28 protein-coding genes and 3 tRNA genes are annotated in these 26,263 nt (G+C 73.9%); 11 read left to right on the top strand and 20 right to left on the bottom strand.

All coding sequences use genetic code 11. The features are described from left to right. Positions 1–13 precede the first annotated feature (13 nt). Entirely contained in the window at positions 14–739 is a 726-nt protein-coding gene (locus EV384_RS11585) for a lysophospholipid acyltransferase family protein (RefSeq protein ID WP_130332812.1), read from the bottom strand. A gap of 114 nt (positions 740–853) precedes the next feature. On the opposite strand from EV384_RS11585, the gene cofC reads away from it, so the two are divergent. From cofC to EV384_RS11565, 4 genes are read left to right on the top strand one after another with little or no spacing between them, the layout of a single operon-like run. After that, the gene (cofC, locus tag EV384_RS11580; RefSeq protein ID WP_207232294.1) at positions 854–1,501 is read left to right on the top strand and encodes a 2-phospho-L-lactate guanylyltransferase; all 648 of its coding nucleotides are present in this window, start codon (positions 854–856) and stop codon (positions 1,499–1,501) included. 23 nt (positions 1,502–1,524) lie between these two features. After that, positions 1,525–1,722 (top strand): cold-shock protein, encoded by a 198-nt coding sequence (locus EV384_RS11575; protein ID WP_130332808.1) that lies wholly within the window; start codon positions 1,525–1,527, stop codon positions 1,720–1,722. A gap of 53 nt (positions 1,723–1,775) precedes the next feature. After that, positions 1,776–4,085: an RNA degradosome polyphosphate kinase gene (locus EV384_RS11570; protein WP_130332806.1), complete on the top strand. Its 2,310-nt coding sequence runs from the start codon at positions 1,776–1,778 to the stop codon at positions 4,083–4,085. Between the two features lie 40 nt (positions 4,086–4,125). Further along, positions 4,126–5,007 carry an NUDIX hydrolase gene (locus EV384_RS11565; RefSeq protein ID WP_130332804.1) on the top strand — a complete coding sequence of 294 codons (882 nt, stop codon included), beginning with the start codon at positions 4,126–4,128 and terminating at the stop codon, positions 5,005–5,007. A gap of 15 nt (positions 5,008–5,022) precedes the next feature. On the opposite strand, the gene EV384_RS37055 is transcribed toward EV384_RS11565, so the two are convergent. From EV384_RS37055 to leuC, 4 genes are all read right to left on the bottom strand, one after another. Continuing rightward, positions 5,023–5,580 (bottom strand): endonuclease/exonuclease/phosphatase family protein, encoded by a 558-nt coding sequence (locus EV384_RS37055; RefSeq protein WP_341273627.1) that lies wholly within the window; start codon positions 5,578–5,580, stop codon positions 5,023–5,025. Positions 5,581–6,473: 893 nt separating this feature from the next. Beyond that, entirely contained in the window at positions 6,474–7,142 is a 669-nt protein-coding gene (locus EV384_RS11550) for an HU family DNA-binding protein (protein ID WP_130332798.1), read from the bottom strand. A 172-nt stretch (positions 7,143–7,314) separates the two neighbouring features. After that, entirely contained in the window at positions 7,315–7,902 is a 588-nt protein-coding gene (gene leuD / locus EV384_RS11545; RefSeq protein WP_130332796.1) for a 3-isopropylmalate dehydratase small subunit, read from the bottom strand. A gap of 17 nt (positions 7,903–7,919) precedes the next feature. Then, positions 7,920–9,362, bottom strand: coding sequence for a 3-isopropylmalate dehydratase large subunit (leuC, locus tag EV384_RS11540; RefSeq protein ID WP_130332794.1), 1,443 nt, complete (start codon positions 9,360–9,362; stop codon positions 7,920–7,922). Positions 9,363–9,411: 49 nt separating this feature from the next. Here leuC and EV384_RS11535 point away from each other — a divergent pair, with 49 nt between their 5' ends. Next, the gene (locus tag EV384_RS11535) at positions 9,412–10,098 is read left to right on the top strand and encodes an IclR family transcriptional regulator (protein ID WP_013284529.1); all 687 of its coding nucleotides are present in this window, start codon (positions 9,412–9,414) and stop codon (positions 10,096–10,098) included. A gap of 91 nt (positions 10,099–10,189) precedes the next feature. Here the strand turns inward: EV384_RS11535 and EV384_RS11530 are convergent. The 4 genes from EV384_RS11530 to EV384_RS11515 all read right to left on the bottom strand — a co-directional run bounded on the left by EV384_RS11530 (position 10,190) and on the right by EV384_RS11515 (position 11,617). Beyond that, positions 10,190–10,262 (bottom strand) — tRNA-Glu (locus EV384_RS11530). Positions 10,263–10,424: 162 nt separating this feature from the next. Further along, a tRNA-Glu gene (locus EV384_RS11525) sits at positions 10,425–10,497 on the bottom strand. Between the two features lie 138 nt (positions 10,498–10,635). Continuing rightward, positions 10,636–10,707: transfer RNA gene (locus tag EV384_RS11520), tRNA-Gln, on the bottom strand. Between the two features lie 106 nt (positions 10,708–10,813). After that, positions 10,814–11,617 carry a fumarylacetoacetate hydrolase family protein gene (locus tag EV384_RS11515; RefSeq protein WP_130332792.1) on the bottom strand — a complete coding sequence of 268 codons (804 nt, stop codon included), beginning with the start codon at positions 11,615–11,617 and terminating at the stop codon, positions 10,814–10,816. A gap of 182 nt (positions 11,618–11,799) precedes the next feature. On the opposite strand from EV384_RS11515, the gene EV384_RS11510 reads away from it, so the two are divergent. Both EV384_RS11510 and EV384_RS11505 read left to right on the top strand, forming a co-directional pair. Beyond that, entirely contained in the window at positions 11,800–13,167 is a 1,368-nt protein-coding gene (locus tag EV384_RS11510) for a hypothetical protein (RefSeq protein WP_130332790.1), read from the top strand. 34 nt (positions 13,168–13,201) lie between these two features. Beyond that, complete coding sequence (locus EV384_RS11505) at positions 13,202–14,068, top strand: 3-methyladenine DNA glycosylase (protein WP_130332788.1); 867 nt, start codon at positions 13,202–13,204, stop codon at positions 14,066–14,068. Between the two features lie 12 nt (positions 14,069–14,080). On the opposite strand, the gene EV384_RS11500 is transcribed toward EV384_RS11505, so the two are convergent. The 10 genes from EV384_RS11500 to EV384_RS35895 all read right to left on the bottom strand — a co-directional run bounded on the left by EV384_RS11500 (position 14,081) and on the right by EV384_RS35895 (position 21,609). Beyond that, a complete protein-coding gene (locus tag EV384_RS11500; protein WP_130332786.1) occupies positions 14,081–14,668 on the bottom strand; it encodes a TetR/AcrR family transcriptional regulator in 588 nt (195 codons plus the stop codon). 41 nt (positions 14,669–14,709) lie between these two features. Beyond that, complete coding sequence (locus EV384_RS11495) at positions 14,710–15,732, bottom strand: aldo/keto reductase (RefSeq protein ID WP_242624019.1); 1,023 nt, start codon at positions 15,730–15,732, stop codon at positions 14,710–14,712. A gap of 80 nt (positions 15,733–15,812) precedes the next feature. Then, positions 15,813–16,385: a GNAT family N-acetyltransferase gene (locus EV384_RS11490; protein WP_242624018.1), complete on the bottom strand. Its 573-nt coding sequence runs from the start codon at positions 16,383–16,385 to the stop codon at positions 15,813–15,815. Positions 16,386–16,434: 49 nt separating this feature from the next. Continuing rightward, complete coding sequence (gene arfB, locus EV384_RS11485) at positions 16,435–16,860, bottom strand: alternative ribosome rescue aminoacyl-tRNA hydrolase ArfB (protein ID WP_130332782.1); 426 nt, start codon at positions 16,858–16,860, stop codon at positions 16,435–16,437. Positions 16,861–16,869: 9 nt separating this feature from the next. Next, positions 16,870–17,172, bottom strand: a complete 303-nt coding sequence (locus EV384_RS11480; RefSeq protein ID WP_130332780.1) for a hypothetical protein — start codon at positions 17,170–17,172, stop codon at positions 16,870–16,872. 126 nt (positions 17,173–17,298) lie between these two features. Further along, positions 17,299–18,156, bottom strand: a complete 858-nt coding sequence (locus tag EV384_RS11475) for a S1C family serine protease (protein WP_130332778.1) — start codon at positions 18,154–18,156, stop codon at positions 17,299–17,301. A 59-nt stretch (positions 18,157–18,215) separates the two neighbouring features. Continuing rightward, positions 18,216–19,175 carry a VWA domain-containing protein gene (locus EV384_RS11470; protein ID WP_130332776.1) on the bottom strand — a complete coding sequence of 320 codons (960 nt, stop codon included), beginning with the start codon at positions 19,173–19,175 and terminating at the stop codon, positions 18,216–18,218. Then, positions 19,172–20,179 (bottom strand): DUF58 domain-containing protein, encoded by a 1,008-nt coding sequence (locus tag EV384_RS11465; protein ID WP_130332774.1) that lies wholly within the window; start codon positions 20,177–20,179, stop codon positions 19,172–19,174. The genes EV384_RS11470 and EV384_RS11465 overlap by 4 nt, the downstream gene beginning before the upstream one ends. Continuing rightward, a complete protein-coding gene (locus EV384_RS11460) occupies positions 20,176–21,225 on the bottom strand; it encodes an AAA family ATPase (RefSeq protein WP_130332772.1) in 1,050 nt (349 codons plus the stop codon). The genes EV384_RS11465 and EV384_RS11460 overlap by 4 nt, the downstream gene beginning before the upstream one ends. 186 nt (positions 21,226–21,411) lie before the next feature. Beyond that, complete coding sequence (locus EV384_RS35895; protein ID WP_242624017.1) at positions 21,412–21,609, bottom strand: hypothetical protein; 198 nt, start codon at positions 21,607–21,609, stop codon at positions 21,412–21,414. Between EV384_RS35895 and EV384_RS11455 the strand changes: the two genes are divergently transcribed. Further along, a complete protein-coding gene (locus EV384_RS11455) occupies positions 21,599–22,591 on the top strand; it encodes an endonuclease/exonuclease/phosphatase family protein (RefSeq protein WP_423202951.1) in 993 nt (330 codons plus the stop codon). The two genes, EV384_RS35895 and EV384_RS11455, sit on opposite strands and share 11 nt — an antisense overlap. A gap of 6 nt (positions 22,592–22,597) precedes the next feature. On the opposite strand, the gene cimA is transcribed toward EV384_RS11455, so the two are convergent. Further along, entirely contained in the window at positions 22,598–24,181 is a 1,584-nt protein-coding gene (cimA, locus tag EV384_RS11450; protein WP_130332768.1) for a citramalate synthase, read from the bottom strand. Positions 24,182–24,544: 363 nt separating this feature from the next. Here cimA and EV384_RS11445 point away from each other — a divergent pair, with 363 nt between their 5' ends. From EV384_RS11445 to EV384_RS11435, 3 genes are all read left to right on the top strand, one after another. Continuing rightward, positions 24,545–25,105, top strand: coding sequence for a peroxiredoxin (locus tag EV384_RS11445; RefSeq protein WP_130332766.1), 561 nt, complete (start codon positions 24,545–24,547; stop codon positions 25,103–25,105). A 1-nt stretch (position 25,106) separates the two neighbouring features. Continuing rightward, entirely contained in the window at positions 25,107–25,637 is a 531-nt protein-coding gene (ahpD, locus tag EV384_RS11440; protein WP_130332764.1) for an alkylhydroperoxidase, AhpD family, read from the top strand. Between the two features lie 150 nt (positions 25,638–25,787). Further along, the gene (locus EV384_RS11435; RefSeq protein ID WP_130332762.1) at positions 25,788–26,252 is read left to right on the top strand and encodes a PRC-barrel domain-containing protein; all 465 of its coding nucleotides are present in this window, start codon (positions 25,788–25,790) and stop codon (positions 26,250–26,252) included. Positions 26,253–26,263 lie beyond the last annotated feature (11 nt).

Below are 26,263 nucleotides of genomic sequence, written 5' to 3'. Positions count from 1 at the left end.
GCGCTGAGCGGGTTCATTCGGTCCCCTCGGGAGTACGCGGACGGGCGGGACGTTCCCACAGCGGCGGGGGTGTGCCGCCGCGGATCTCCACGACCATGTCGCGCAGCCGCAGCATGATCGTGTCGGTCATCTCCTCCAGCACCGCCCGGGTCGGCGTGGCGCCCGCCCAGCGGCTCAGGTCGACCGGCGGGCCGGCGACCACGGTCACCGGGATCCGGGGCCGCAGGCCGAACCGGGTGGTCCGCGGGTCGAACAGCCGCTCCGGCCCCCACATCGCCAGCGGGATCACCGGCGCGCCGGTGGCCAGCGCCAGCCGGGCCGCCCCGGTCTTGCCCTTCATCGGCCACAGCTCGGGCTCCCGGGTGGTGGTCCCCTCCGGGTAGATCACCACCGCGCCGCCCTCGGCCAGGGCGGCGACCAGCTTGTCCAGCGACTTCACCGCGTCCACGGTGCCGCGCTCCACCGGGATCTGCCGGCACCGGTGCAGGATCCAGCCGATCACCGGGACCCGGAACACGCTGGCCTTGCCCAGGAACTGCGGCCAGCGCCCGGCGTCGTGGATGAAGTGCGCGGCCACCAGCGGGTCGGCGTGCGAGATGTGGTTCGGCACGATGATGATGCCGCCGGGGCGGCTCAGCTCCTCCGCGCCCCGCCAGGTGCGCCGGGTCCAGACGGTCATCACCGGCTTGACCAGCAGCACGGCGAACCGTTGCCAGAATCCCAGCCTTCGCCGTCCCACCGTGCCTCCTCGTCGTGCCCCGACCCGCGCGCCCACGTCCCGCGACGAAATCATGCCTGCTCGCCCCGGGTCCGGCCAGTGAGGGTACCGCCGCCCGACTGGCAGGATTGTCACGTGGCTGAGCCGACCTGGACCGTGGTGGTGCCGGTGAAGCGTCTCCCGGCGGCGAAGAGCCGCCTGCGGGGCGCGCTGCCGGCCGTACCCCATGAGGAGTTGGCGCTGGCCCTGGCGGCCGACACGGTCCGCGCGGTGCTGGCCTCCCCGGCGGTGGTCGAGGTGCTGGTCGTGACCGACGACACCCGCGCGGCGGCGGAGCTGGCCGCGGCGGGCGCCCGGATCGTGCCGGACACGCCGGACGCCGGGCTGAACGCCGCCTTCCGGCACGGCGCCGCGGCCGCCGGCCGGCACGCCCGGGTGGCGGGCCTCACCGCCGACCTGCCGGCGCTGCGCCCGGCCGAGCTGACGGCGGCGCTCGCCGCGGTCCCGGCCGGCCCGCCGGGGGTACGCCGGTTCGTGGCCGACGCCCCGGGCGGCGGCACGGTGCTGCTCGCGGCCCCGGCGGGCGTGCCGCTGGAGCCCCGGTTCGGGGTGGGCTCGGCGGCCGCGCACGCGGCGAGCGGCGCGCTGCCGCTGGCCGGCGACTGGCCCAGCCTGCGCCGGGACGTGGACACCGCGGACGACCTGGCCGCCGCCGCCCGGCTCGGCCTCGGCCCGCGCACCGCGGCGCTCCTCGGGGCCGACGCCGCCGCGGCCCCGGCCTGACCCGCCGGGTGTACGGTGCTGGCATGCAGGGCACGGTGGCCACCTACGACGCGTCGACCCGCAGCGGCGTGCTGCTCCTCGACGACGGCACCGAGCTGGCCTTCCCGGCCCGCGCCTTCGACGCCTCCGGCCTGCGCCTGCTCCGCCTCGGCCAGCGGGTGCGCATCGACGTCGATGCGACGGGCACGGTGATCCGGGTGACGTTGCCGACCATGGCCTGATCACCCTGGCGAAGTTCATTTTGCGTTAACCGGAATCGGGTGATTATGAGCGGGTGAGCACCCCTCGCAAGCACCCCGACCGCCCGCCGCACGCCACCGACCCGGCCGAACCCCGCAACGGCGCCCGCACCCGCGACGCCGACGGCCGCTTCCGCACGGTCCGCGCCCCCGAGGAGACCCCGCTCCGGGACCCCGGCACCGACGCCGCGGCCGCCTCGGCCGGGCTGGACGAGGTGCTCGACCCGGTCACCGGGCCGGAGCACCGCCCGCCGACCGGCGCCGAGCCGCCCCCGGCGCCGCCGCTGCCCGAGGACCGCTTCCTCAACCGGGAGGTCTCCTGGCTCGACTTCAACGCCCGGGTACTGGCGCTGGCCGAGGACCCGCGCACCCCGCTGCTGGAACGGGCCAAGTTCCTGGCCATCTTCGCCAGCAACCTGGACGAGTTCTACATGGTGCGGGTCGCCGGGCTGAAGCGCCGCCTCTCCGCCGGCCTGCCGGTGCGCGGCGGGGACCGGCTGCCGCTGCGCACCCAGCTGGAGCTGATCGCGGAGAAGACGGCCGACCTGGTCTCCCGGCACGCCGCCTGCTTCGTCGACGACGTGCTGCCGAAGCTGGCCGCCGAGGACATCCGGGTGCTGCGCTGGAGCGAGCTGGACGACGCCGAGCGGGAACGGCTGCGCACGTACTTCCGGGAGCACATCTTCCCGGTGCTCACCCCGCTCGCCGTCGACCCGGCACACCCGTTCCCGTACATCTCGGGGCGGTCGCTCAACCTGGCCGTCGCGGTCCGCGACCCGGACGGCGGCTCGGAGCTCTTCGCCCGGGTGAAGGTGCCCAACAACGTGCCGCGCTTCGTCCGGGTGGCCCGGGACCTGCCGGGCGTGCGGTTCCTGCCGGTGGAGGACCTCATCTCGGTGCACCTCGGGCAGCTCTTCTCCGGCATGCAGGTGGTGGAGTGCCACCTGTTCCGGGTCACCCGCAACGCCGAGGTGGAGGTCGACGAGGACCGCGACGAGGACCTGCTCCAGGCCCTCGAGCGGGAGCTGGCCCGGCGCCGGTTCGGCCCGCCGGTACGCCTGGAGGTCGCCGCCTCGATCTCCGACCACATGCTCGAGCTGCTCGTCCGTGAGCTGGACATGGACGGCCACGACGTGCTGCGGGTCCGCGGCCTGCTCGACCTCTCCGCGCTCTGGCAGGTGTACGGCGAGGCCGACCGGCCCGACCTGAAGGACCCGCCGTTCGTGCCGGCCACCCATCCCCGACTCGCCGAGGGCGAGGTGCCGCGCAGCGTCTTCGCCACCCTGCGGGACGGGGACGTGCTGGTGCACCACCCGTACCACTCGTTCGCGACCAGCGTGCAGCGCTTCGTCGAGCAGGCCGCCGCCGACCCGGACGTGCTCGCCATCAAGCAGACCCTCTACCGCACCAGCGGCGACTCCCCGATCGTGGACGCGCTGGTCGACGCGGCCGCCGCCGGCAAGCAGGTGGTGGTGCTGGTCGAGCTGAAGGCCCGCTTCGACGAGGTGGCCAACATCGGCTGGGCCCGCACCCTGGAACGCGCCGGCTGCCACGTCGTCTACGGCCTGGTCGGGCTGAAGACGCACTGCAAGACCGCCCTGGTGGTCCGCCAGGAGGGCAATCAGATCCGCCGCTACTGCCACATCGGCACCGGCAACTACCACCCGAAGACGGCCCGGCTCTACGAGGACTTCGGCATGCTCACCGCCGACCCGGAGATCGGCGCCGACCTGACCGACCTGTTCAACGTGCTGACCGGGTACAGCCGGCAGACCGCGTTCCGGCGGCTGCTGGTGGCCCCGCAGGGCATCCGCAGCGGCCTGATCGAGCGGATCGAGCGGGAGATCGCGCACGTCCGGCTCGGCATGCCGGGCCTGGTGCAGTTCAAGGTGAACGCGCTGGTCGACGAGGAGATCACCGACGCGCTCTACCGGGCGTCGCGGGCCGGCGTGCACGTGGACCTGCTGATCCGGGGCATGTGCACGCTGCGGCCCGGGGTGCCGGGGCTGTCGGAGAACATCCGGGTCCGCTCGATCCTGGGCCGGTTCCTGGAGCACTCGCGGGTCTTCCGGTTCGGCAACAACGGCGACGCCGAGTTCTGGATGGGCTCGGCCGACCTGATGCACCGCAACCTGGACCGCCGGGTGGAGGCGCTGGTGCAGGTGAGCGACCCGGTCGCCCGGGCCGAGCTGGACCACGTGCTGACCGCCGCGATGAGCCCCGAGGTGGACGCGTTCGACCTGGCCGGGGACGGGAGCTGGACCCGGCGTACCGGCACCGACGAGGCACCGCTGACGCATCTGCAGGAGTTGTTGCTGCGGCGGGTCGGCGGGACGGCCGGCTGAGCGGCGCACGGTACGCACCGGCCGGGCTTACGGTGGGCGGATGACGGACGAGGAGCCGGCGGGCATCCGGGCGGCGGGCGGGGTCGCCTGGCGGCCGGGCGCCGCCGGCGTCGAGGTCTGCCTCGTGCACCGGCCCCGGTACGGCGACTGGTCGCTGCCCAAGGGCAAGCTGGAGCCGGACGAGCACCCGCTGCGGGCGGCGGTCCGCGAGGTGGCCGAGGAGACGGACGTCTGGGCGGTGCCGCAGGTCCGGCTGCCCACCGTCCGCTACCGCAGCGAGGGCCGTCCCAAGCGGGTGGACTACTGGTCGATGCGGGCCGTGGCCGAGGGCGGATTCCAGCCGGAGACCGAGGTGGACGAGGTGTGCTGGCTCCCCGTCGACGAGGCGGTACGGCTGGTGAGCTACCCGCACGACGCCGAGGTGCTCGCCGCGTTCGCGGCGCTGCCGCCGGTGACCGGCACGGTGCTGCTGGTCCGGCACGGGCACGCCGGCAAGCGGGGCACCTGGTCCGGGCCGGACACCGGCCGGCCGCTGGACGCCACCGGGTGGGCCCAGGCCCAGTCGCTGGCCGAGCTGGTGGCCCTGGTCCGCCCGGCACGCCTGCTGTCCGCCTCGGCCCGCCGCTGCGTGCAGACCCTGGACCCGGCCGCGGCCCTGCTGGACCTGCCGATCGAGGTGGTCGGCGACTTCGACGAGCCGAAACCCGGCCAGCAGCCGGACGAGTGCGCGCTGGCGGCCGCCGCGCAGCTCGCCGCGCTGGCCGCCGCCGGGGAGCGGGTCGCGGTGTGCAGCCAGGGCAAGGTGTTGCCGGGCGCCCTGGAGCGGCTGGCCGGGCGGGTCGACGACTTCACCACCCCGAAGGGCGGTGGCTGGCTGCTCGCCTTCACCGGTGACCGCCTGCTCGCCGCCGACCGGCTCTGAGTCGCCCGGCGGCGGTCAGGGCAGGGTCAGGGTGACCGCGACCGGCAGGTGGTCGCTGGCGGTGCCCGGCGGCGCCAGCACGTCGGCGGCGGTGACGCCCGGCGAGACGAAGACGTGGTCGATCTGCTCGCGCGGGTCGTCCGCGGGGCTGGTCGGCAACGGCCGGGCGGAGGCCAGCGCGTCCAGCAGGCCGGCGTGGGTGAACTCGGTGAACGCCGGCTCGCCCGGCTCGGTGTTCAGGTCGCCGGCCAGCACCAGCGGACGGCCGGCGGCGTACCGGGTGGCGAAGGCGGCGACGTGGCGGGCCTGGGTCACCGGACCCTTGCCGGGCGGCCGTTGAGCAGCCAGCCGCGGTCCACCTCGCTGAGCACCACCACGTCCGGCCGGCTGCCGATGACCGCCCGGGCCAGGCCGTCCAGGTCGAGCCGCCCGTCCAGCCCGAAGCCCATCCGGGTGTTGTACGGCACCACCCGTACGCCACCCGCCGCCGCGGCCCCTCCCTCGGCCGCCGGCAGCGGACGGTGGATCCCGGCGGCCACTCCGGTCAGCAGCATGAGCCCGATGACCGTCCACGCCAGCGCCGTTGGCGTGAGGACGGACGTGGCGGCGGGTGGCCCGGCGGCCGCGACCACCGCCACGAGCACCGCCAACGCCACGGGCACCCAGCCGTTCGGGTACCCGAGGTCGTAGGCCGCGTAGTAGGCGACCGCCGCGACGGCGAAGACCAGCATCCCGCCGACGGCGGCGTAGCCGCGCCGCCCGGGCACAGTCGAGCCATCGCCCGCGCCGGTCTCGGGGCCGCTGCCGGTGCCGGTGTCCATGTCGGTGTCGGTGTCCGGGCTCGCGTCGGCGAGGGCGAGACAGCCGCCGAGACCGCCCGCGGCGAGCAGGAAGGCCGGTCCCAACCAACCGGGCCGGCCGGCGGCGAAGAGCGCCGCCCCGGCCAGCAGCGCCGCCGGCCAGAGCACCCGGCCCAGCCACCCCGGTGGCCGGCTGAACGTCGCCACCAGGAACAGCCCCACCGCGAGCACCGGCAGGGCCGGCCCGGGCTCCGGCGGAAAGCCCAGCCCGGGGAAGTCCGGCGATCCGTGGCGGTAGGACGCGGCGGCGTTCCACACCGCCGGGGAGAGCGCCAGCTGACCGGCCAGCAGCACCGCCGGCCCCGCGAGCAGCCAGGCCCGCACGCCTCCGGAGCCGCCCGATGACGCTGCCGTCCGGGCCGGCCGGGCGGCGAGGGCCTGCGCGGCCAGGAACGCCCCGGCCAGCAGGGCGCTGAGCGTCCACGCCGGCCAGCCGCCCCGCCAGACCAGGTCCTCCGTGCCGAGCAGGGCGTGCCCGACGGCAGCGGCGACCAGCCCGAGGCCCAGTGCGTGCGGCCCGGGTCGCCGATCAACGGCGGCGGCGCCGCGGTCGTACGCGACAAGGGCGCCCACCACGACGGTGGGCGCCCTTGTCGGTCGAGCCGGTCAGCGGCGGGCCGCCGCCTTCTTGGCCGGAGCCTTCTTCGCGGGCGCCTTCTTGGCCGCCGTGGTCTTCGCGGCCGTGGTCTTCTTGGCCGCCGTGGTCTTCTTCGCCGCGGCGGCCTTCTTCGCCGGGGCCGCCTTCTTCGCCGGGGCGGCCTTCGCCGCGGCGGCCTTCTTCGCCGGGGCGGCCTTCTTCGCCGGGGCGGCCTTCTTCGCCGGGGCCGCCTTCTTCGCCGGGGCCGCCTTCTTCGCCGGGGCGGCCTTCGCCGCGGCGGCCTTCTTCGCCGGGGCCGCCTTCTTCGCCGGGGCCGCCTTCTTCGCCGGGGCGGCCTTCGCGCCGGCGGCCTTGGCGGCGGCCGCGGCGATCTTCTTGGCGGCGGCCGTGGCCTTCGGCACCTTGCCGCTGGCCACCATCTCCTTGAATCCGGCGCCGGCGCGGAAAGTCGGGACGGAGGTCTTCTTGACCTTCACCGCCTCGCCGGTCCGCGGGTTGCGCGCTGTTCGGGCGCCCCGGACGCGCTTTTCGAATGCTCCGAATCCGGTGATTGCCACCTTCTCGCCCTTGGTGACCGCCCCCTGGACCTCAGCGAGGACCGCGTCGAGCGCGGCCGTTGCCGTCTTCCGGTCCCCCAGGCGAACGGCGAGCGCCTCAATGAGCTCGGCCTTGTTCACGACTTCCTCCCGATTGTGCAACTGACTCGACGCGAGCCATTCTGCGCGCACGGTATGCCCTGTGCTGCCGCTACACAAACATTCGGTGGAAAAAAGCCCTTGTGTCGTAACGGATTCGCCCCCACCGGGCGGGCCGGTGGGGGCGAAAACCGATGTGCGGTCGGGCGTCCGGCTATGCCACCGAGGGCAGGAACGACGGCCGGGACGCCTCGAAGGCGCTGATCTCGGCGGAGTGCCGGAGGGTGAGTCCAATGTCATCCAAGCCCTCCATCAGCCGCCAGCGGCTGTGGTCGTCCAGCGGGAACGCCCAGGTGGCGTCCCCCGCCCGGACCTGACGGGCGGTGAGGTCGACGGTGATCGGGGTGGTCGGGTCGGATTCCACCAGATCCCACAGTTCCTCGACGGCTTTCAATTCCAGCTCCACCGGGAGGAGGCCTTCCTTGAGCGCGTTGCCGCGGAAGATGTCGCCGAAGCGGGGAGAGACCACGGCGCGGAAGCCCCAGTCCCGCAGCGCCCAGACGGCGTGCTCCCGGGAGGAGCCGGTACCGAACTCGGGGCCGGCGAGGAGAATCGACGCACCGGAATGGACGGGATCGTTGAGCACGAATGCCGGGTCCTCCCGCCACGCGTTGAAGAGCCCGTCCGCGAAACCGGTCCGGGTCACCCGCTTGAGGTACACGGCGGGGATGATCTGGTCGGTGTCCACGTTGGAACGGCGCAGCGGCACGGCGGTGCCGGTGTGGGTGGTGAACTTGTCCATCGCGAGCAGCTGCCCTTCTACAGGTCGGCGGGGGCGGCCAGCCGGCCGGCCACGGCGGTGGCGGCGGCGACCGGCGGGGAGACCAGGTGGGTACGCCCGCCCCGGCCCTGGCGGCCCTCAAAGTTGCGGTTGGAGGTGGAGGCGGAGCGCTGGCCCGGCGACAGGGTGTCCGGGTTCATCCCGAGGCACATGGAGCAGCCGGCGAAGCGCCATTCGGCGCCGGCGTCGGTGAAGACCTTGTCCAGCCCCTCCGCCTCGGCCGCCTCCCGCACCGCGGCCGAGCCGGGAACCACCAGCATCCGTACGCCGTCGGAGACCCGGTGTCCGCGCAGCACGTCGGCGGCGGCGCGCAGGTCCTCCAACCGACCGTTGGTGCAGGAGCCGACGAAGACCACGTCGACGGCCAGGTCGCGCAGCGACGTGCCCGGGGTCAGGTCCATGTACGCCAGCGCCCGCCGGGCGGCGGCCCGCTCGGACTCGGAGACGAACTCGTCCGGGTCCGGCACGGCCGAGCCGAGCGGCGCGCCCTGGCCGGGGTTGGTGCCCCAGGTGACGAACGGGGTGATCCGGCTGGCGTCCAGGGTCACCTCGGCGTCGAAGGTCGCGCCCTCGTCGGTGGGCAGCGTCCGCCAGTAGTCGACCGCCGCGTCCCAGTCCGCGCCCTGCGGCGCGTTGGGCCGCCCCTTCAGGTACGCGAAGGTGGTCTCGTCCGGCGCGATCATGCCGGCCTTGGCGCCCCACTCGATGGACATGTTGGCGATCGTCATCCGCCCCTCCATGGAGAGGTTCCGGATCGCCTCGCCCCGGTACTCGACGATGTGGCCGCGCCCGCCGCCGGTGCCGACCTGGGCGATCAGGGCGAGCACCAGGTCCTTGGCGGTGACCCCCGGGGCGAGCTGGCCGGTGACGTTCACCGCCATCGTCTTCGGCCGGCTCTGCGGCAGCGTCTGGGTGGCCAGCACGTGCTCCACCTCGCTGGTGCCGATGCCGAAGGCGAGCGCGCCGAACGCGCCGTGGGTGGCGGTGTGCGAGTCGCCACAGACGATCGTCATGCCGGGCTGGGTGAGGCCGAGCTGCGGACCGATGACGTGCACGATGCCCTGGTTCTCGTCGCCCAGCGGGTGCAGCCGTACGCCGAACTCGGCGCAGTTGCGGCGCAGCGTCTCGATCTGGGTGCGGGAGGTGGGGTCCGCGATGGTGAGCAGGTCGCCGCGCCGCTCGCGGAACGCCGGGTCGGCGTACCCGGTCGGGGTGTTGTGGTCCTCGGTCGCGATCGTCAGGTCGGTACGGCGGACCCGGCGGCCGGCCAGGCGCAGCCCGTCGAAGGCCTGCGGACTGGTGACCTCGTGCAGCAGGTGCAGGTCGATGAAGAGCAGGTCCGGCTCGCCCTCGACGGATCGCACCAGGTGCGCGTCCCAGACCTTCTCGGCCAGGGTCCTCGGTTGAGTGACTCCCACCATCTGGACATCCTAAATTCTGGGAGGTAAGTTTCGGCTTGTGGGACACAGTATGAGCGGTGTCGGCGTTCTCGACAAGGCGGTGGTCATCCTGGCCGCCTGTGTCGACGGCGCCAGCCTGGCCGAACTCGTTGAACGCACCAAGCTGCCCCGGGCCACCGCGCACCGGCTGGCACAGGCGCTGGAGATCCACCGGATGCTGGTCCGGGACACCCAGGGGCGCTGGCGCCCGGGGCCCCGGCTCGGCGAACTGGCCAACGCCGCGCCGGACGTGCTGCTGACCGCGGCGGAGCCGCTGCTCGCCGCGCTGCGCGACGCCACCGGCGAGAGCGCGCAGCTCTACCTGCGCCGGGCCGACGAGCGGATCTGCGTGGCCGCCGCCGAGCGGGCCAGCGGCCTGCGGGACACCGTGCCGGTGGGCTCGGTGCTGCCGATGACGGCGGGCTCGGCGGCGCAGATCCTGCTCGCCTGGGAGCCGCCGGAGGCGGTGATGCCGCTGCTGCCCCGCTCGAAGTTCACCGGCCGCACCCTCGCCGAGGTACGCCGCCGCGGCTGGGCGCAGAGCGTCGCCGAGCGCGAGGCCGGCGTGGCGAGCGTCTCGGCCCCGATCCGCGACCGCACCGGTCGGGTGATCGCCGCGATCAGCATCTCCGGCCCCATCGAGCGCCTCGGCCGCCGCCCCGGCGAGCGCCACGCCATGGCCGTGGTGAGGGCCGGCCAACGCCTCTCCGGCCTTTGATCCCCTCCCTTCCCCCTCGGCGAGTTGAGGCGGGCGGGGGTGGGGAAAGGCGAACGGCCCGCCTCGGGTGTGAGGCGGGCCGTTCGATCTGTAGCCCCGACCGGATTCGAACCGGCGCTACCGCCTTGAGAGGGCGGCGTCCTGGGCCACTAGACGACGGGGCCAGGCACTTTTCCTGCTTCACCGCCCTGACGAGCGGTGTGGAAGTAGTCTAGCGGCACCGGCTGCCGGCGCCGAAGACAGGGTGGCACCACCGACCACGGGAGACCGGCGGCCCGGACACGAAGAAGCCCGCCCCACCGAGGTGGGACGGGCTGTCAGCACTGTAGCCCCGACCGGATTCGAACCGGCGCTACCGCCTTGAGAGGGCGGCGTCCTGGGCCACTAGACGACGGGGCCAGAACTTCTTGCTTCCTCACTCTGGTGGTGAGGAAGCTGCACTCTATCAGAGCTCACCCGGCCGCCCCTCGCGAGGAGGGACGGAGCGGAACTCCGCCAGAATCCAGCGACCGGGATTCTCGCGAACCCGCGGCTGCGCTGGGGTACCAGGACTCGAACCTAGACTAACTGAACCAGAATCAGTCGGGCTGCCAATTACCCCATACCCCATTGGCCCCTTGCGGCGCCGGGGATGAACTTTACCCTCCCGGTGCCGACAGGCCAAATCCAACCCCCCGAACCGCCTGTGACCTGCGGAAACGAGGCGTCGGACGCATCAGGCGACCGGTACCACCGGGTTGGTGAGTTCGCCGATCCCCTCGATCCGCACGGAGACCGTATCCCCCTCGGTGAGCGGGCTAACCCCCGCCGGGGTGCCGGTCAGCACCACGTCGCCGGGGAGCAGCGTCATCACGTGCGAGATGTACGACACCAGGGCCGGCACGTCGAAGACCATGTCCTTGGTCCGGCCGAGCTGGCGTACCTCCATCTCCTCGGGATTGCGGCCCACCTCACACCGGATCTCCAGGTCGGAGACGTCCAGCCCGGTGGTGATCCACGGACCGATCGGGCAGAACGAATCGAAGCCCTTGGCCCGCGTCCACTGCCCGTCCGAGCGTTGCAGGTCCCGGGCGGTGACGTCGTTGGCGCAGGTGTAGCCGAAGATCGCCCGCTCGGCGGCGGCCCGGTCGGCCCGGCGCGCGCCCGGGGCGCCGATCACCACGGCCAGCTCGGCCTCGTGCTCGACCTGCTTGGAGAAGATCGGCAGCCGGATCGCGTCGCGCGGCCCGATCACCGAGGTGGACGGCTTCAGGAAGAGCAGCGGCTCCTTGGGCACCTCGCTGCCGTGCTCGGCGGCGTGCTCGGCATAGTTGCGGCCCACGCAGACCACCTTGCTGGGCAGGATCGGCGAGAGCAGCCGGACGTCGGAGAGCGCCCACCGGGCGCCGGAGAACTTGACCTGGCCGAACGGGTGCCCCTCGATCTCGGCGATGGTCAGGCCCTGCGACCCGGCCCCCGGCTCGCCCTCGACGACCCCGAACGACATTCCCTTGGCATGAGCAAAACGAGCGATACGCACCCGGCCAATCTATCCCCGACCCCGGCCGCGTCATGCCGCGTGCGACCAGCGGCACGTCGGCGGGTCGGATCGGGCGGCCGGCGGCAGGGTACGCGGCCGGCCGGCCGGCCGGGCGGGATTGCCGACTTCGTACCCGCCCGGCGGTCCCGGCCCCATAGCTTCGGATCCGGAGGTTCGTTCGTATGCCTGCATCGAGACGACACCACAGAGCCCTCGCAGTGATCGTGAACTGCCTCGGCGTCCTCGCCGCCGTACCGGCGCTGCCCGCCACGGCACCCCGGGCGGCGGCCGCACCCGCACCCGGCGCACCGGCACCGGCAGCGGCAGCGGCGACACCGGCCGCGCCGACCGCCACCGGGATGCCCGCGGCGCCGCCCGCGGCGCCGCCGACCTCGGCGGCGACGGTCCCGCGGCCCATCCCACCGGTCACCGTGCGGGTGGCGCCGGCCGGCACGCCGTTGCCGGCGTACCGGATCGACGTGCGCAACGCCGGGAGCAGCATGGTCGAGACGACGGTGCGGCAGGAGCTGCCGGCCGGGACGTCCGCGACCACCGTCACCGCCGGTGGCCGGGCCAGCCGCCAGATCGGGGCGTCGGCCGCCGGCGAGGTGACCTGGCGGCTCCGGCTGCCGGCGCGGAGCACCACCACCCTGAACACCGCGCTCAGAATGACCGCGCCGGGCCGCCCGGTGACGGCGCCGGCCTGCGCGTACGGCACCGACGGCACCCGGCCGTACGACTGCGCCACCGCCACCTGGAACGCGGCCCCGGTACCGGTGACGAAGGTGACCGCGGCGCCCGCCTGGCGCCGGCCGCCGGTGCTGCTCGCGGCGCTGGCCGCGTTCCTGGTCGTCACCGGCGGCGCGCTCTGGTGGTGGTGGCAGCGCCGCCGGCAGCGCTCCGGCGCGGCGCCGACCATGGCCGGGCCCTCCCCGGTCGGCCGGACCGGTGGCCCGGCGGGCGGCGGCACCCTCTACCCGCGCGCGGCGCTGCCCACGCCCGCCGGGGCGCGGCGCCGCCGACCGCCGATCTGGCTGCTGGTGGGGGTGGCGGCGGCGGTGCTGGCCGGCGTGGTCGGCGCGGCGGCCTGGACTGCCACCCAGCGGGTCGCCGCGATCGACACCACCAAGCAACCGACCAGCGGGGCCTGGATGGGCCAGAGCGTCACCGGCCCGGTCGGCGTGCCGCTGCGCGAGACGGCGTTCGAGTTCACCGTCTACCGCGTCACCTGCGCGACCGCCGGCCAGCCCATCGCCATCGGCAGCCGGCAGTGCCAGGCCACCGTCGGGGTGCGCAACCTCACCCCGGAGCAGCAGACCTGGCACGGGCAGTTGCAGCGGGCGTACCTCCCGGGGGGCAACTGGGTCAGCACCGACGAGACCGCGACCCGGGTCGCCAACCTCGGGCGGGACGTCTTCGCCCAGCCGGTCGCCGCGGGCAGCCGGGTGGTGCTGCCGCTGGTCTTCACGGTGAACGGCAGCCAGCCGCCGAAGCAGTTGGAGCTGCGCAGCGGGGTCTTCTCCGCCGGGGTCCGGGTGGACGTGCCCTGACCGGCGGGCGGGCGGCGGTCGTACCCTGGGGTCCGTGACCGCCGCCCTCGCCCCCGCCGCCGCGCTCGACCTGGCCGACTGGCAGGCCCGCCGGCGGGCGCACGAGCAGCGGGTGGACGCCTGGCTGGCGCCGCACCTGGCCCGCCGGCGCACCGGGGTGAAGCATCCGGTGGAGGACTTCCTCTTCACGTACTACTCGCACCGCCCCGCCCAGCTGCGCCGCTGGCACCCGGGCGCCGGGGTGGTGCTGCGCGGCGCGGACCAGGTCGAGTTCGGCCGGGACTACCGGGCCACCGCCGCCGGCCTCACCCTCGACACCGATCGGGTACGCGCCCGACGCGCCGAGTCGGTCGACTGGATCCGGACGCTGCTCGGGGCGACCGCCGGCCGCCCGGCGCACCTCGGCTGCTTCGGCATGCACGAGTGGGCGATGGTCTACCGGCAGACCCAGGACGAGGTACGCCACAACGCCTGGCCGCTGCGGCTCAGCCCGGCCGCGACGGCCGCCGTCGTCGAGGAGCGCGGCGTGCGGTGCAGCCACTTCGACGCGTACCGGTTCTTCACCGCGCCGGCCCGGCCGCTGAACCTGCTCACCCCGACCCGGGAGAGCCAGCACGCGTTGGAGCAGCCGGGCTGTCTGCACGCCAACATGGATCTTTACAAGTGGGCCTACAAGCTCTCCCCGCTGGTGCCGAGCGAGCTGGTCGCGGAGTGCTTCGCGCTGGCCCGGGAGATCCGCACGCTGGACATGCGGGCCAGCCCGTACGACCTCGCCGACCTCGGGTACCCGCCGGTGCGGGTGGAGACCCCGGAGGGCCGGGCGGAGTACGCCGCCGCGCAGCGCGGTTTCGCCGAACGGGCCGGCACGCTGCGGGCCCGGCTGCTGGCCGCGCTCGACTGACCGACCGTCCGTTCAGCGCGCCCCGAGCCCGCGCAGCAGCACATCGATCACCGCGGTGAAGTCGTCGTCGAGGGCCGGGTCGGCCCACTCCGCGACGTGCGCCGGGTGGTGGAACCGGGCGGTGGCCTGGAGCAGCGTCCGGCCGGCCCGGTCCGCGTCGTCGGCGACGAGGTCACCGGCGGCGACCCCGTCGGCGACGATCAGGGCGAGCTGCCCGGCCAGGATGTCCAGGTGGCCGGTGACCACACCACGGGCGGCGGTGGCGATCCGATGGAACGTGTCGAACAGCTCGGGGTCCTCCCGGGCCATCCGCCGCTTGGTGCCGCTCAGCTCGCGCAGCCAGCGCCGCAGCCGGGCCGGCGCGGGCTCCGCGGACCCGGCGATCTCGCCGAGCGGGGTGGAGACCCGGGCCAGCCAGCGTTCGGCCACCGCGTCCCGCAGCGCCACCTTGCTGGGGTAGTACCGGTAGACGCTGCCATGGCTGACGCCGAGGGCCCGGGCCACGTCGACCACGGTGGCCTTGGTCGGCCCGTACCGCCGGATGGTCTCCTCGGCGACATCGAGGATCCGCTCCGGGCTGAGCCCACTGGTGTCGGTCATCCGCCCAGTCTCTCCCACCGGCGCGGTCGCCTCCGGCGGGGTCATCGCCGGCCCGCACCCCGCTCGCTGTCCAGCATCGACATCTGGAAGGCGTCGTAGCGGGTGCCGGCGACCGCGTCGGCGGGCACCGCCGCCTCGATGGCGGCCAGGTCCTCGGCGGTCAGCCGCAGGTCGAGCGCGCCCAGGGACTCGGCGAGCCGGTCCCGGCGACGGGCGCCGACCAGCGGCACGATGTCGGCGCCGCGGGACAGCACCCACGCGATGGCGACCTGGGCGACGGTGGCGCCCCGCTGCTCGGCGATCCGCCGCAGCGAGTCGACCAGCGCCAGGTTGCGGTCGAGGTTGTCGCCGGTGAAGCGGGGCAGGCGGGCCCGGAAGTCGGTGGCCGCCCGGTCGGCGGACCAGTGGCCGCTGATCAGGCCGCGGGAGAGCACGCCGTACGCGGTGATGCCGACGCCCAGCTCCCGCGCGGTGGGCAGGATCTCGTCCTCGATCCCCCGGGCCACCAGCGAGTACTCGATCTGGAGGTCGGCGACGGGGTGCACGGCGACGGCGCGGCGCAGGGTCTCCGCGCCCACCTCGGAGAGGCCGATGTGCCGGACGTGCCCGGCCTGGACCAGCTCGGCCAGGGTGCCGACGACGTCCTCGATCGGGATCTCGGGGGTGATCCGGGCGGGGCGGTAGATGTCGACGTGGTCGGTGCCGAGCCGGCGCAGCGTGTAGGCGAGGAAGTTCTTGATCGCGGCGGGGCGCAGGTCGACCCCGTTCCAGCCGCCGTCGACGTCGCGCAGGGCGCCGAACTTGACGCTGATCAGCGCCTCGCCGCGGTCACGGGCCCGCAGCGCGTCGCGGAGCAGCAGCTCGTTGTGGCCCATGCCGTAGAAGTCGCCGGTGTCGAGCAGGGTCACGCCGGCGTCGAGCGCGGCGTGGATGGTGGCGATGCTCTCCGCCTCGTCGGCGGGGCCGTAGAGGTCGGACATGCCCATCAGGCCGAGGCCGAGGGCGGAGACGGTCGGCCCGGTGGAGCCGAGGGTACGGGTCTGCATGGGGCCGCTCTCGAACATGACACTCAGCCTACAACATTCAGATGACAGATTCCAGATTCTGTCATTCGCCGGATCGCCGGGGGCATGCCGGCGCCCGGTCAGCGGTGCGGGTGGCCGCGGTGTGCCGCCCACTCGGGGGCGAGGATCGACATGACGGTGGCGTCCACCCAGTCGTCGCCGTCACGCAGCACCTGCCGCAGCACGCCCTCCGCGACGAAGCCGACCTTCTCGTAGACGCGGCGGGCGCGCGGGTTGAAGGCGAACACCTCCAGCGAGATCCGGTGCAGGTCGAGCCGCTCGAAGCCGTACCCGATAACGAGCCGGACCGCCTCGGTACCGAGCCCGCGGTCGCGGCCGGCGGGACCGATCAGGGTGCGGAAGTTGCAGCTCCGGTTGTGGCCGTCCCACTCGTTGAGGACCACCTCGCCGACGCAGACCCCGCTCGCCCGGTCCACTACCGCGAGGTCGAGCCGGTCGGTCTGCGCGTTGCGGCTGCCGTACCAGGCGCGCAGCCGTCCGAGATCGACGTCCCCCGGCGGGCTGCCGGTGAGCCGGGCCACCTCCGGGTCGGCCAGCACGGCCTGGAAGGCGGCGACGTCGTCGTCGGCGAACGGCCGCAGCAGCACACGTTCGCCGGTGAGGGTGGGCTTGACGGAGAAGTCGACGGGCACGCGGCGCATTGTCGGCGGTGACGGGGACCGCCCGCACGCCGTTTTCCGGTCAGTCGCCGTCGACGCGGCGTTCCCGTTTGCGCTGCGACTGGCGCTTCTTCTCGGCCAGCCGCCGTTCCTTGGCGCCCCGGGACGGGCGGGTGGGGCGGCGCGCCTTCGGCGGCGGGGCGGTCGCCTCCCGCAGCAGAGCGGCCAACCGCTCCCGGGCGGCCTCCCGATTGGCCAGCTGCGCCCGGTGCTCGCTGGCCGCGACGGTCAGCACCCCGTCGACCAGCCGGCCGGCCAGCCGCTCCAGCGCCCGGGTGCGCAACGCCTCGGGCACGCTGGGCGAGGCGGCCAGGTCGAAGCTGAGCTCGACCCGTGAGTCCGTGGTGTTGACGCCCTGCCCGCCCGGCCCGGAGGAGCGGGAGAAGCGTTCCCGCAGCTCCCCGTTGGGAACCACCAGCCGGTCGTTCACCCGCAGTCCGTCGTCCACTCCCCGAGGCTAGCGCCCGGCGCGGCGGGTCGGGGTCGGGGTCACGGTCGGCGTAGGCACGGGACCCGCCCGCTCGTGGTCCGAGCTCGTGGCCGCGTACGCGGCCGCGCCGACGAGCAGCAGCGCGATCACCCCGACCTTGGTGAGGACCGCGCGGATCGCCACCCAGGCGGTACGGCGGGCGCCCGGCACCGAGTTCTTGATGGTCCGGTAGTCCGTCCAGCCGCGCTTCGCGCGGGCGTACGCCGCGCCGACTCCGCACCCGATCAGCAGGCCCATCAGCAGGAGGGCCGCGATGACAGCTTGCTCCACCCACGCCAGTATCCATACTCAGCGTAATATTTCCATGGCCCGATGGTCCCACGCCGGATATCCGACAGTTCTCCCGATCCGGGCCGCTGGCGGGCGCGCCGCCGCACCTCAGCGCCGCGCGGGCGGTCAGCCGCCCTTGCCGATGATGGTGTCGGCGGTCTGCTGGACCTGGTCGATCGGGATGGCGAACCCGATGCCGATCGAGCCGTTGCCGTCGATGGTGGCGATGGCCGTGTTCACCCCGACCACCTCGCCGCGGGCGTTGACCAGCGGACCACCGGAGTTGCCCGGGTTGATCGAGGCGTCGGTCTGCACCGCCGTGTGCCGGCCAGAACCGATCCGCACCTGGCGGTTCAGCGCGCTCACGATGCCGGCGGTCACCGTGCCGGACAGCCCCAGCGGGGAACCCACCGCGAGCACCGGCTCGCCGACCCGGACGGAGTTCGGCTTCGCCAGGGGCAGCGGCGCCAGCCGCGCCGACGCGGGCACCTTCAGCACAGCCAGGTCGCTGCGCGGCTCCCGCCCGACGACCTCGGCGCTGAACCGCCGGCCGTCCGGCAGCTCCACCGTCACCGGTCCCCCGCCGCCCCGGGCCAGGATGTGGTCGTTGGTGACGATGTGCTGCTGGTTGTCGATGGCGAAGCCGGAGCCGGTGGCCGACGACCCCGCCGCCCCGCCGGCCATCACCGAGACCACCCCCGGCACCGTCTTCTGGGCGGCGGTGACCAGCTCGGCCGGGACCGGCGCCGCCGAGGCCGCGGCGGGGCCGGGCGCGTCCCGGCCGGCGACCCACCCACCCGCCGCCGCGCCGGAGACGGTGGAGAGGGCCACCACCGCCAGCGCGGTCAGCCACCGGCCGGGCCGCCGCCGCCCCGGATCCCGGTCCGAGCCCGGTACGTCCCAGCGTCCGCGCCCGTCCGGATCGAGGTCCGGCGAGATGAACCAGGGACCGCGTGGCTCCCCCAGTCCGGTCTGCACTGCCATCCGTGCGCTCCTCACGTGTCGTGCGGCTCAGGTGCGGTCAGCGCCGCTCCGTGCCGTGGTCAGGGCAGGCGGGAGAACCACCGCAGCGACCCGGCCGCGGCGCCCATGGCGAAGACCAGTCCCAGGCCGATGAAGCGGGCGGAGATGTCCTGCCGCTCAGTGCGGTAGCCGACCGAGGTGCCGATGTCCTCGTAGACGGCCCGCAGCTCGGCGGTGGTGGACGCCTCGTGGAAGCCGCCGCCGGTCTCCTCGGCGACCGCCTTGAGGGTCTGCCCGTCGACCGGCACCTGGATGGCCCGGCCGCCCCGGTCCACCGAGCCGGACGGGGTGCCGAACGAGATGGTGTGCACCGGCACCTTGACCGCGACCGCCTGCGCGGCCGCCTCCATCGGGTCCATGCCGGAGGTGTTCGCCCCATCGGAGAGCAGGATGATCCGGGCCGGCGGGGGATCCTTGACCGCATTGCTGTCCAGGCTCTTCACCGCCCCGAGCGAGGTGCTGATCGCCTCCCCGATCGCGGTGCCCTGGACCCCGGTGATCCCCTCGTTCAGCCGCTCGATCCCCTCGTGCAGCGCCTCCCGGTCGGTGCTCGGCGGCACCAGCACCGCGGCGCTGCCGGCGAACGCGACCAGCCCCACGTTGAACTCGTCGGGCAGGCCGTCGACGAAGCGCCGGGCGGCCTCCTTCGCCGCGCTCAGCCGGTCCGGGTCGACGTCGTTGGCGAGCATCGAGGTGGAGACGTCCACCGCGACCATCACCGTGGCCCGCTCCCGGGGCACCCGCACCTCCGCGTTGGGCCGGGCGAAGCCGACCACCAGCAGCGCCAGCATGGCGAGGAACAGCCCCGCCGGGACGTGCCGGCGCCAGGCCGGCCGCTGCGGCGCGACCCGGTCCAGCAGCCGCAGGTTGGTGAAGCGGACGGCGTACCGGCTGCTGCGACGCTGCATCACCAGGTAGCCCACCACCAGGGCGAGCACGCCGAGCAGCAGCCAGAGCCGGGCGGGCGACTGCCAGGTCACGCGGCACCTCCCCGGGCCGCGGCCGGCGCGGCGACCAGCCGACGCTGGGCGTGCACGTGCCGGACGATGTCGGCGCTCCAGTCCCGGTCCGTCCGCAGCGCCAGGTGGGTCGCCCCGGACCGGCGCAGCGCGTGACGTACCTGGTCGCGCTGGGCGGCGGCGGCCTCGGCGTACCGCTCCCGCAGCGCCCGGTCGCCGGTCCACACCTCGCGCCGCCGGCCGGTCTCCGGGTCGACCAGGGTGATCAGGCCGACGTCCGGCAGCTCCAGCTCGCGCGGGTCGGTCACCTCGACGGCGAGCACCTGGTGCCGGACGGCCAGCCGGCGCAGGCCCGCCTCCCACGGCGGGGCGCCGGCCGGGTCGTCGGGCAGCCCGTCGAGGAAGTCGGAGACCACCACGACCAGCCCGCGCCGGTTCGCCACCCGCCCCACGCCGTCGAGCCCGTCGGTGAGCGTCGGCGGCACGAGCGGAGCTGTCTCCTCGTCGTAGCCGCCGGCGCGCGGGGCGGCGAGCAGCGCGCGGAGCAGCGCGAGCAGGTGGGTACGTCCGCTGCGGGCCGGAAACCGGCGCAGGCCGTCCGGGCCGAGCACCTGCGCGCCGAGGCAGTTGCCGACGCCGGCGGTGAGGAAGCCGACCGCGGCGACGGCGGCCACCGCGAGTTCCCGCTTGTCCAGCTCGGCGGTGCCGTACTCCATGCTGGGGCTGGCGTCCACCAGCACCCAGGTGGTCAGCTCCCGGTCGGCGTCGACCTCACGGACGTGCGGGACGGTGGTCCGGGCGGTGACCGCCCAGTCCATCCGGCGTACCTCGTCCTCGCCCGGGCGGTACTCGCGGCTGCCCGCGATCTCGCTGCCCGGCCCGGGCAGCAGGCCGCGGTGCTGCCCGTGCAGCAGCCCGTCGAGCCGGCGGGTCACGGTCAGTTCCAGCCGGCGCAGCCGCTGGTCGCCGGCGAGGTCGGCCAGGCCGGGATCGGCGGGACGGGACGGGGCGGGGCGCCGCCTCATGCCGCTGCCAGGTCCGGCGCCACCTCGGGGTGGCCGGTGGCGACCCGGGGCGGCGGCACCGCCTCGACCAGCCGGCGCACCACCGCCTCGGCGGAGACCCCGTCCGCCACCGCGTCGAAGGAGAGCACCAGCCGGTGGGCGAGCACGTCCACCGCCAGCTCCCGGACGTCCTCCGGCAGCACGTACTCGCGCCCGCGCAGCAGCGCCTGGGCCCGGGCGGCGGCGACCAGGCCGAGGGTGGCCCGGGGACTCGCCCCGTACGCCAGCAGCGGCGCGATCTCGGGCAGCCCGAACCGGCCCGGGTCCCGGGTGGACAGGATGAGCCGGACGACGTACTCGGCCAGCGCGTGGTGCACGAAGATGTGGCCGGCGCGCCGCTGCAGCTCGCGCAGCCGGGGCGGGTCGAGCACCTGCCGGGGGCTGGGCCGGTCGGCGCTCATCCGGTAGAGGATGGCCAGCTCGTCGGCGTCGCTCGGGTAGTCGACGACGACCTTCATCAGGAACCGGTCGCGCTGCGCCTCGGGAAGCTGGTAGACGCCCTCCGACTCGATCGGGTTCTGGGTGGCCAGCACCAGGAACGGGTCGGGGACCGGCCAGCTCCGCCCGCCGAGCGAGACCTGCCGCTCGGCCATCGCCTCCAGCAGCGCCGACTGCACCTTGGCCGGGGCCCGGTTGATCTCGTCGGCGAGGACCAGGTTGGCCATGATCGGACCGAGCTCGACGTCGAAGGTCTCCGTGGAGGCGCGGTAGATGCGGGTGCCGACGATGTCCGAGGGGACCAGGTCGGGGGTGAACTGGATCCGGGAGAAGCTGCCCCCGACGACCCGGGCGAGAGTCTGGGCGGCGAGCGTCTTCGCGACGCCGGGCACACCCTCAAGGAGGCAGTGCCCCTCGGCGATCAGGGCTGTGAGCAGGCGTTCGACGAGCCGATCCTGCCCCACGATCACGCGTTTGACCTCGAAGAGGGTCTGATCCAGCTCGACGCCGCTCGCGTCGGCATCGACCGGGCTGGGCACGCTGGCCAGGGTGTCCGAGATGTCCGTCACGGTGCTTGCTTCCCGTGCCGGCGGTGCGCAAACGTCGGATTATCAGCCCTCAGCGGCCCTTTGTCGCCCGAATCGGGACAACTCCCCCGACCGGCCCGTAACGGCGCGGACGGTACGGCCCGACGCAGGTGGGCCCGGACGGCACCGGCCCGCGCCGGGGCGGGGCCAGCACGTTCGGTGCGTCGCTCAGTTGGCGATGACGATGTGGAACGGCCGGTCCGACGGGTTGCCGGACGAGCTGCGGGTCCGGGCGAAGATGGCGTCGGGGGTCAGGGTCCGTGGGGCGACCGAGGTCTCGCCACCGGGCGGCACGTGGAGCGGATCGTCGGTCGGCGGCGGGCAACAGACTGACGCGTCGACCGGTAGCGTGGACGTGGTGGCCACGGGGACGCCTCAGCGGCGGGTCGAATGGCAGGCCCGGGCGGCGACGGCGGCCTGCTGGCTCGGCGTCGGGCCAGGGGCGGCCTGGGCGCTGCTCCGGCTCGCCGGGCTGGAACGCGGGCCGCTGGTGCAGGCGGTCGCCTTCACCCCGTACGTTGCCATCGGGACGCTGGCCCCGCTCGTGCTGGCGCTCGCCCTGCGGCGCCGCTGGCCCGCGGTCGTCGCGGCCGTCGCGGCGCTGGCGCTGGTCGGCGTGGTGACGCCCCGCGCGTTCGCCTCCGGGCAGCCGACGGTCGGCGGGCCCACCCTGCGGCTGCTCACCGCCAACCTGCTCAAGGGCAGCGCCGACCCGCCCACCCTGGTCGACCTGGTCCGCGCGCACCGGGTGGACGTGCTGACCGTGCAGGAGTTCACCCCGGGGATAGCCGCCGAGCTGGATCGGCTGGGGCTGGCCGAGCTGCTGCCCCACCGGCAGCTCAACCCCGAGCTGGGCACCACCGGCTCGGGCCTCTACGCCCGGTTCCCGATCACCGAGGCGGGGGTGCGCCGCAACCAGGGTTTCTTCTTCAGCCAGGCCTACGGAACCCTCATCGTGCCGGGCGCGCCGCCGCTCCGGGTCGAGTCGGCGCACCCGGCCGCCCCGTACGCCGTCGAGGTGGTCCCGGACTGGTGGACCGACCTGCGGGCGCAGCCGCCGGCCACCCCGGACGAGAGGCTGAGCATCCTGGCCGGGGACTTCAACGCCACCCTCGACCACACCCCGCTCCGCGCCCTCATCCGCACCGGGTACGTCGACGCCGCCGATCAGGCCGGTGCCGGCCTGGCCGGCACCTGGGGCCCCTACGACGGCGACCTGATCCCGCCGGTCACCATCGACCACGTCCTGGCCGACCGCCGCATCGCCGTCCGGTCGGTCACCGTGCACGGTCTCCCCGGCAGCGACCACCGCGCCGTCCTCGCCGAACTCCGCCTGCCCGCCACCTGACCAGCGTCACACCCGGGCGCGGTCGAGACCGTAGGTGAGCGAATCGACCAGGGCGTGCCAGGAGGCCTCGACCACGTTGGGGTGGACCCCCACCGTGGTCCAGTCGCGGCCCCCGGCGCCGGCGGTCTCCACCAGCACCCGGGTCACCGCGCCGGTGCCGTGGCTGCCCTCCAGGATGCGGACCTTGTAGTCGGCCAGCTCGAAGTCGCGCAGCTCCGGGTAGTGCCGGGCCAGCCCGACCCGCAGCGCCTCGTCCAGGGCGTTGACCGGACCGTTCCCCTCGGCGGTGGCGATCACCCGCTCGCCGCGTACCCGGATCTTGACCGTGGCCTCGGAGACCACCGCGCCGTCCTCCCGGTGTTCGACGATCACCCGGTAGGACTCCAGGGCGAACGGCCGGGGTGCCGCCCGGTCCGGCAGCTCGGAGCGGACCAGCAGCTCGAACGAGGCGTCGGCCGCCTCGAACGACCAGCCGCCCGCCTCCAGCTCCTTGACCCGCTTGGTCACCCTCGACAGCGCGTCCGGATGGCCGGCCAGGTCCAGGCCCAGCTCGCGGCTCTTGAGCTCGACGCTGGCCCGGCCGGCCATCTCGGTCACCAGGATCCGCATGTCGTTGCCCACCACCGCCGGGTCCACGTGGTTGTAGAGCAACGGGTCGACCTTGATCGCGCTCGCGTGCAGCCCCGCCTTGTGGGCGAAGGCGGCGGCCCCGGCGTACGCCTGGTGGGTGTCGGGGGCGATGTTGGCGATCTCGGCGATGGCGTGCGAGACCCGCACCATCTGTTCCAGGCAGCCGTCCGGGAGGACGGGCAGCCCGAGCTTGAGCTGGAGGTTGGCGACGACCGCGAAGATGTCGGCGTTGCCGGGGCGCTCGCCGTACCCGTTGGCGGTGCCCTGGAAGTGCCGTACCCCGGCCTCGACGGCGGCGATGGTGTTGGCCACCGCGCAGGCGGTGTCGTTCTGCGCGTGCATGCCGAACAGCTCCGGGCCGACGCCGACCCGCGCGGTCAGCTCGGCGATGGCGGCGGTGACCTGGGACGGCAGCATGCCGCCGTTGGTGTCGCAGAGCACCATCCGCTCGGCGCCGGCGGCCAGCGCCGCCTCCACCACCGCGGCGGTGTACGCCGGGTCGTGTCGCCACCCGTCGAAGAAGTGCTCGCCGTCGACGAAGACCCGCCGCCCCTCCTTCACCAGGTGGGTCACCGTGTCGTGGATCATCGCGAGGTTCTCCGCGCCGCTGGTGCGCAGAGCCCGCTCCACGTGCCGGATGTCGGCCTTGGCGACCAGGGCGACCGCCGGGGTCTGCGCGTCCAGCAGGCCGCGCACCTGCGGGTCGGCGTCGACGGCGACGCCGGCCTTGCGGGTGGCGCCGAAGGCGACCAGGATCGCGTGCCGCAGCTCCAGTTCGGTGCGCGCCCGGCGGAAGAACTCGGTGTCCTTCGGCACGGCGCCCGGCCAGCCGCCCTCGATGAAGCCGACGCCGAACTCGTCGAGCAGCCGGGCCACGGCGAGCTTGTCGACGACCGAGTAGCTGAGCCCCTCGCGCTGGGCGCCGTCGCGCAGCGTCGTGTCGTACACCTGGAAGGTCATGGAAGTCCTCTTCTCGAACCACGGCGGAAGCAACAAAAAGACCCCCCGCGGGATGCGGGAGGTCTGCGCGCTCGGCGAGAGGGGAAGCCGGCGCGCTAGCTGCCAATAATCAGGACGGAGCTGGTCACGATCGCTACTTTGCCACCTCGACCCTGGTTTTGGGAGGCACAATCCACATATCGGGACAGTGACGGAGGGTGGCCGATACCTGATCGACGGCCGGGGTCGGGGCGGAACCCGCCCGTCGTGATCGGCTTCACAAGTCACCCGGCCGCCACCAGGCGGAAACATCGCTGCGGAAGTATCTGGAACCGATCCAGTTACCGGCCTCGCGCCGCTGACAAGCCGCTGCAAGGAGGACCCGTGCTCACTGTCGGTGACCGCTTCCCTGAGTACGAACTCACCGCCTGCGTGTCGCTCGACGCCGACAAGGCGTTCGAGACGATCAACCACAAGTCCCACGAGGGCAAGTGGCGGGTGGTCTTCTTCTGGCCGAAGGACTTCACCTTCATCTGCCCGACGGAGATCGCCGAGTTCGGTCGCCTCAATTGCGATTTCGCCGACCGCGACGCCCAGGTGCTCGGCGTCTCGGTGGACAACGAGTTCGTCCACTACGCCTGGCGCAAGGACCACCCGGACCTGCGCGAGCTGCCCTTCCCGATGCTCAGCGACATCAAGCGCGAGCTGACCGCCGACTGCGGCGTGCTCGGCGAGGACGGCGTCGCCCAGCGGGCCACCTTCATCGTCGACCCGGACAACGAGATCCAGTTCGCCATGGTGACCGCCGGCTCCGTGGGCCGGAACGTCTCCGAGGTGCTGCGGGTGCTCGACGCGCTGCAGACGGACGAGCTCTGCCCGTGCAACTGGAACAAGGGTGGCGCGACCCTCGACGCCAACGCGCTGCTCGCCGGGGCCGGGGCCTGACATGGGTCTGGACGCGGTCAAGGCGGCCCTGCCCGAGTACGCCAAGGACATCAAGCTCAACCTCGGCTCGACCATCAGCACCTCCACGCTGACGTCGTTGCAGGCCTGGGGCACCGCCCTGGCCTGCGCGGTGGCGGCCCGCAACCCGATGGTGCTGCGGGAGATCGCCGCCGAGGCGGCCACCCAGCTCAAGCCGGAGGCGATCGAGGCGGCCAAGGGCGCCGCCACGATCATGGCGATGAACAACGTCTACTACCGGGCCAAGCACCTGATCGGCGACGAGCAGTACGCCTCGATGCCGGCCCGGCTGCGGATGCAGATCATCGCCCGGCCCGGCGTGGAGAAGGCCGACTTCGAGCTCTGGTGCCTCGCCGTCTCGGCGATCACCGGCTGCGGCGTCTGCCTGGAGTCGCACGAGAAGACCCTGCGCGGCACCGGGTTCACCCGGGAGCAGGTGCACGAGGGGCTGCGGATCGCCGCCGTCGTGCACGCCGCCGCGGTGGCCCTCGACGCGGAGGCCGCGCTCGGCTGAGCCGTACGAACCAAGGGCCGGTGCCGCGACCGCGGCGCCGGCCCTTCGCCGTCTCGTGGTTGGAAAACCGACAGGTGGGTAGAAGTACCTGTGACAGCGGAAAACGCACTCTCCACGACGACTACGACAGTCGGGACAGGAGTATCCCTCATGGACAGGCTTGATCCGCACACGACGCACGGCACCACCGACCCGATGATCGACGGCGGTCAGGGCACCGTCGCCGGCGGCGCGCCGGCCGGCGCGTTCGACCCGTGGCGCTACCGGGACGAGGCGGGCATCGCCAGCGCCGACCTGGTGGGCTACAAGGTCGAGGCCACCGACGGCAGCATCGGCAAGATCGACAGCGCCAGTCACGAGGTCAACGACAGCTACCTGGTGGTCGACACCGGCCCGTGGATCTTCGGCAAGAAGGTCATGCTGCCGGCCGGCACCGTGAGCCACGTCGACCACGACGAGCGCAAGGTCTACGTCGACCGGGAGAAGGACCAGATCAAGGCCGCCCCGGAGTACGACGAGTCGAGCCACGCCGACCCGGCCTACCGGGACAAGCTCGGCGGCTACTACGGCGAGAACTACTCCGCGCTGCCGCCGGACGGCCCGGCGCGGGTCTGACGACTCGGCAG

Origin of the sequence: Micromonospora kangleipakensis, from assembly GCF_004217615.1 — a bacterium.
Classification (GTDB): Bacteria; Actinomycetota; Actinomycetes; order Mycobacteriales; family Micromonosporaceae; genus Micromonospora; species Micromonospora kangleipakensis.
The sequence above is the reverse complement of the archived record's forward strand: the minus strand, read 5'-3'. Positions and strand labels throughout refer to the sequence as shown.

Bases quoted from the DNA above. Each gene is read 5' to 3' on its own strand.
- EV384_RS11575 (WP_130332808.1), top strand. From the start codon at position 1,525: ATGCAGGGCACGGTGGCCACCTACGACGCGTCGACCCGCAGCGGCGTG.
- EV384_RS11565 (WP_130332804.1), top strand. From the start codon at position 4,126: ATGACGGACGAGGAGCCGGCGGGCATCCGGGCGGCGGGCGGGGTCGCC.
- leuD (WP_130332796.1), bottom strand. From the start codon at position 7,902: ATGGACAAGTTCACCACCCACACCGGCACCGCCGTGCCGCTGCGCCGT.
- leuC (WP_130332794.1), bottom strand. From the start codon at position 9,362: ATGGTGGGAGTCACTCAACCGAGGACCCTGGCCGAGAAGGTCTGGGAC.
- EV384_RS11535 (WP_013284529.1), top strand. From the start codon at position 9,412: ATGAGCGGTGTCGGCGTTCTCGACAAGGCGGTGGTCATCCTGGCCGCC.
- EV384_RS11510 (WP_130332790.1), top strand. From the start codon at position 11,800: ATGCCTGCATCGAGACGACACCACAGAGCCCTCGCAGTGATCGTGAAC.
- EV384_RS11500 (WP_130332786.1), bottom strand. From the start codon at position 14,668: ATGACCGACACCAGTGGGCTCAGCCCGGAGCGGATCCTCGATGTCGCC.
- EV384_RS11495 (WP_242624019.1), bottom strand. From the start codon at position 15,732: ATGTTCGAGAGCGGCCCCATGCAGACCCGTACCCTCGGCTCCACCGGG.
- EV384_RS11475 (WP_130332778.1), bottom strand. From the start codon at position 18,156: ATGGCAGTGCAGACCGGACTGGGGGAGCCACGCGGTCCCTGGTTCATC.
- EV384_RS11465 (WP_130332774.1), bottom strand. From the start codon at position 20,179: ATGAGGCGGCGCCCCGCCCCGTCCCGTCCCGCCGATCCCGGCCTGGCC.
- cimA (WP_130332768.1), bottom strand. From the start codon at position 24,181: ATGACCTTCCAGGTGTACGACACGACGCTGCGCGACGGCGCCCAGCGC.
- ahpD (WP_130332764.1), top strand. From the start codon at position 25,107: ATGGGTCTGGACGCGGTCAAGGCGGCCCTGCCCGAGTACGCCAAGGAC.
- EV384_RS11435 (WP_130332762.1), top strand. From the start codon at position 25,788: ATGGACAGGCTTGATCCGCACACGACGCACGGCACCACCGACCCGATG.